The 4,272-nt window shown below is 64.3% G+C and carries 4 protein-coding genes; all 4 read left to right on the plus strand.

Going from position 1 to position 4,272, the window contains the following annotated elements:
• Positions 1–1,485, plus strand: a 1,485-nt coding sequence (locus QOC69_RS18150) for a thiamine pyrophosphate-binding protein (RefSeq protein WP_526442046.1), incomplete at its 5' end; no start/stop codon positions are given.
• A 20-nt stretch (positions 1,486–1,505) separates the two neighbouring features.
• Positions 1,506–2,342: a sugar phosphate isomerase/epimerase family protein gene (locus QOC69_RS18155; protein ID WP_526442048.1), complete on the plus strand. Its 837-nt coding sequence runs from the start codon at positions 1,506–1,508 to the stop codon at positions 2,340–2,342.
• Positions 2,343–2,349: 7 nt separating this feature from the next.
• Complete coding sequence (locus tag QOC69_RS18160; RefSeq protein WP_526442050.1) at positions 2,350–3,510, plus strand: iron-containing alcohol dehydrogenase; 1,161 nt, start codon at positions 2,350–2,352, stop codon at positions 3,508–3,510.
• Positions 3,511–3,624: 114 nt separating this feature from the next.
• Positions 3,625–4,272: alpha-amylase family protein (locus QOC69_RS18165; RefSeq protein WP_526442052.1), on the plus strand; the 648-nt coding region annotated here is incomplete at its 3' end.

Here is a 4,272-nt window from a genome sequence, read left to right on the forward strand (position 1 = left end):
GTGCACACCTACATGGAGAATCGTGGGGTCCTTCAAGAAATCGACCGCCCGCACGGAAACAACTTTCCGCGGATGGCCGAACCGGTGGTCAAGCGGTGGTGGCAGCCCAACCGCGTCGAGTCGATTCCCACCGCGCTGGCACAAGCCTTCAACACGATGTACGAGGGACGCCGGGGGCCGGTGCTCGTCGACATCCCACAGGACCTTCAGGCCGAATACGGCGAATACGCGCCGCAAACGGGCGCCCGCCGCGCCGCGACGCGTTCGACCGGTGACCCGGCCGCCATCGCCAAGGCCGCACAGCTGCTCGCACGTGCCACCCGTCCGGTTATCCTGGCTGGCGGTGGCGTGATCGCCGCTGACGCCGCACCGGAACTGCTCGCACTGGCCGAGTACCTCGGCGCCCCGGTCACCCATTCCTTCCAGGGCAAGGGGGCCTTTCCCGCAGACCACGATCTGTACGCGTGGCCATGCGGCGACATGGGGTCCATCTCCGGCAATGGGGTCACTCGTACGGCCGACGTGATCCTGGCCATCGGCTGCCGGTTCAGCGACCGCGTCACGTCGTCCTACCGCCCCGGGGTCACCTTCAACATTCCCGACACCAAGCTGATTCAGATCGACATCGACGGATTCGAGATCGGCCGCAACTATCCGGTGGAGGTCGGCATCGTCGGTGACGCCAAGACCTCTCTGCGGGCACTGACGAGCGCGTTGGCTGGCGAGAGGCCTGCGCTCGACTACCGCGCAGGCGCGTACTTCGCGGAGCTGCAGGATCTCAAGTCGCAGTGGGAAGAACATCTGCGTCCCATGCGAACCACGGACTACCTACCGATGACCAACTCCCGCGCCATGGTCGAGATTCGCAAAGCGCTTCCACGGGAAGGCATCTTGGTCAGCGACTCGAGCAACCCGGCCAATCAGGCCTTCAACGAGTTTCCCATCTACGGACCGAAGACCAACATCGTGGCAGGCGGCTTCTCAGGCATCGGCTTCGGATTACCCGCCGCGATCGGCGCACAGGTGGCGCGCCCGGACACACCGGTTCTGGCGATGATCGGCGACGGCAGCTTCCTGCAGACCGGCACGGAGCTCGCCGCCGTCGCGATGCTCGGTCTGCCCCTGGTGGTCGTCGTTCTCAACAACGGTGGATGGGAGGCGATCAAGGATCTGCAGATCAACCTCTTCGGTGCCGCCCGCAAGGCCACCACGAATTGGACGACGCCTGACGGCAAGCCCTACTTCGCCGACGTCGCCAGCTTCGCGCGGTCATTGGGTTGTGCGGCAGAGCGAATCGAGGATCCCGAGAAGCTCGCCGACGCCGTCGAGCGCGCATTCGCGACGAGGGCTCCCGTCGTGCTGGAGGTCATGAGCGCGCACGAGTTGCCCTGGACGGAAATGCATCCAACGGGCTGGTGGGACATCACCGTCCCCGCATACCACGGCGACACCCGCGACGAGTACGTCAGCAAGCGCGGCTTCTGAGCCGGGAGGGCGCACTAGCCATGGGCAACATCAAACTCGGCCTGAACCTCGAGTTCGCACGTCTTGAGAACCAGGGCTTCGACTGGGCCATGGATCAGGCCGCCGAAATCGGCTACCGATACATCGAGCCCATGGTGCACTGGGGACGCGAACTGCTCAGTGCAGCAGGTTATTTCCATAGCCGCTCCATGCTCGACGATCCACTGATCCTGAAGAAGGCCGCCGATGACCGCGGTCTTCGAATCTCGTCGCTATCGAGTCACGCCCCGCTGGCCAAACCCGATGTCGCCGTTGAGTACCTCCGCCAATCTATCCGCTATGCGGTCGAAGTCGGCGCCCCGATGATCATGGTCGATGACGGTCCGACGCCCTCCTGGACCACCGAGGACGAGAACTACACCTTGATGCGGTACACCCTGCAGGAGGCAGCTCTGGTTGCCGAACCACGCGGAATCAAGATCGCGATCGAAACCCACGGTCCTTACACCGCCACCCCGGCGCGGCTGCAGAAGATCATGCAACTGGTCGACAGTCCAGCGCTGACGATCAATCTCGACACCGGCAACAGTTACCTCAGCGAGAACGATCCCCACGAGTGGCTCGAGCAGATCGTCGGGCAGGTTACGCACATGCACGCCAAGGACATCAGCGTCGAGGACGCGCGCCGCCTGCGGGGCAAGGTCCGCGGAATGTTGGGTTGTGCGTGCGGCGAAGGAGTCATCGACTGGGAACGCATCGTCCGCACACTGTCCACGGCCGATCACGACGTCGTTCTGTCCGTCGAGTGCGGCAGCCTAGACGCCGCACAGAAGAGCTACGTCTACCTTCGCAACCTCATCGAACAGATCCAGGACTAGTCACACCATGACCGCAAACATCGCCTTCCCGCGCTACTCACGAATCGGGCGCGGCGCGCTCAACGAACTGGCAACCGTCATCGAGAGCCTCGGGCTGCATCGGCCGCTAGTGGTGACCGACACCTACCTGACCACTACGGGTGGCGCCGATCGCGTCCTGGCATTGCTGCGCTCCGCCGGAATGGCAGCGGCGGTATTCGACGGCACCGTCCCCGACCCCACCACCGAATCACTCGACAGAGGCGTCGATGCCGTACACGCGCACAACGCCGATTGCATCATCGGTTTCGGCGGCGGTAGTCCCATGGATTCTGCGAAGGCGCTCGCCGTGTTGGCATCCCAGGGCGGTCCGATGCGCAAATTCAAGGCCCCACACAACTACAGCGGACCTGCGCTTCCCATCGTCGCCATACCCACGACGGCGGGAAGTGGTTCCGAGGCGACTCAGTTCACGGTCATCACTGACAGCGACAACGACGAGAAGATGCTGTGCCCAGGATTGTCGTTCCTGCCGGAGGCCGCGATCATCGATTTCGAGCTGACGATGTCGATGCCACCGAGGCTTACCGCGGACACCGGTGTCGACGCACTAGCCCACGCCGTCGAGGCCTACGTCAGCCGCAAAGCCAACCCGATCAGCGATGCCGTGTCGTTGTCGGCCATCGGGCTGATCTCGGGCAATCTTCGCCGCGCATACCACGACGGAGACGATCATGAAGCACGCGAGGCGATGATGGCGGCCTCAACGCAAGCCGGCATGGCCTTCTCCAATTCCAGTGTCACCTTGGTGCACGGGATGAGCAGACCCATTGGAGCGCACTTCCATGTCGCACATGGCCTTTCCAACGCCATGCTGTTCCCCGCCGTAACCGCATACTCGGTTTCCGGAGCCGAGGCACGCTACGCCCGATGCGCCCGCGCCTACGGAGTGGCCGACCCGTCCACCAGTGATGAAAGCGCCTCGCAGGCAATGGTCGATGCCCTCACCGAGCTGTGCCACGATCTCGACGTACCGACCCCCAAGAGTTACGGGATCGACCACGATGCCTGGGCCCAGTTGACACCGCTGATGGCAGAGCAGGCCGTCGCCTCTGGTTCGCCGGCCAACAACCCGGTCGTGCCGAGCCGCGAAGACATCGAGCGCATCTACTCACAGGTTTACCGCTGAGGGCCTCCGCTGGGCCGGACGTATCCTCGGACGCAGGCTCATACTTGGCGCAAGCTTGGGCCGAACCGCGGACATGCGGTTTCACCAGCTGCTAACGAGGAAAGGCATCGCCTAGTGGCCGAGCCGGCACCCGAGGATCAGACCAACGAGCCGACCGACATCACGTTCGACGAACATCTGCACCCAGCTCGGCCCCGAACCCTGCGCTTCCGGCCGCGGGTCAAGACCCCGTTTGCTCGCCGCTCGGTCTCCCACGACGGACCAGCACGGGGCGACAACGCGGCCTACGTGTCATGGCTCCTCTCGCAGTCCATGCTGGCCGACGCCAACGAGATCAGCCAGCAGTTCTCCGGTCAGGGATCGATGTGGCAGAACCCGTACGCGAAGCCGAACCCCCGGGGCGCCGTGGACACCGCGTCGGTATGGTTCACCGCTTACCCCCTGTCTCTGATCACCCGCACCGACGAATCATTCCTTCACGCGATGGCCGACGAAGAGATGTGGGAGGCGTTCGCCGCGATCGGCATCGAGGCGGTGCACACCGGCCCGGTCAAGCTGGCCGGCGGGCTCTCGGGCTGGCAGCAGACGCCCAGCGTCGACGGCCACTTCGACCGGATAAGCACCAGGATCGACTCCGCGTTCGGTACCGAGGAAGAGTTCCGCCACATGTGCGGCACCGCGAATTGGCACGGCGGCACGATCATCGACGACATCGTGCCGGGGCACACGGGCAAGGGGGCCGACTTCCGCTTGGCCGAAGTC

The sequence above is a fragment of the Mycobacterium sp. genome, from assembly GCF_032162105.1.
GTDB lineage: Bacteria > Actinomycetota > Actinomycetes > Mycobacteriales > Mycobacteriaceae > Mycobacterium.

Excerpts from the sequence above, each read along its gene's own strand:
- QOC69_RS18160 (WP_526442050.1), top strand. The coding sequence starts at position 2,350 with ATGACCGCAAACATCGCCTTCCCGCGCTACTCACGAATCGGGCGCGGC.
- QOC69_RS18155 (WP_526442048.1), top strand. The coding sequence starts at position 1,506 with ATGGGCAACATCAAACTCGGCCTGAACCTCGAGTTCGCACGTCTTGAG.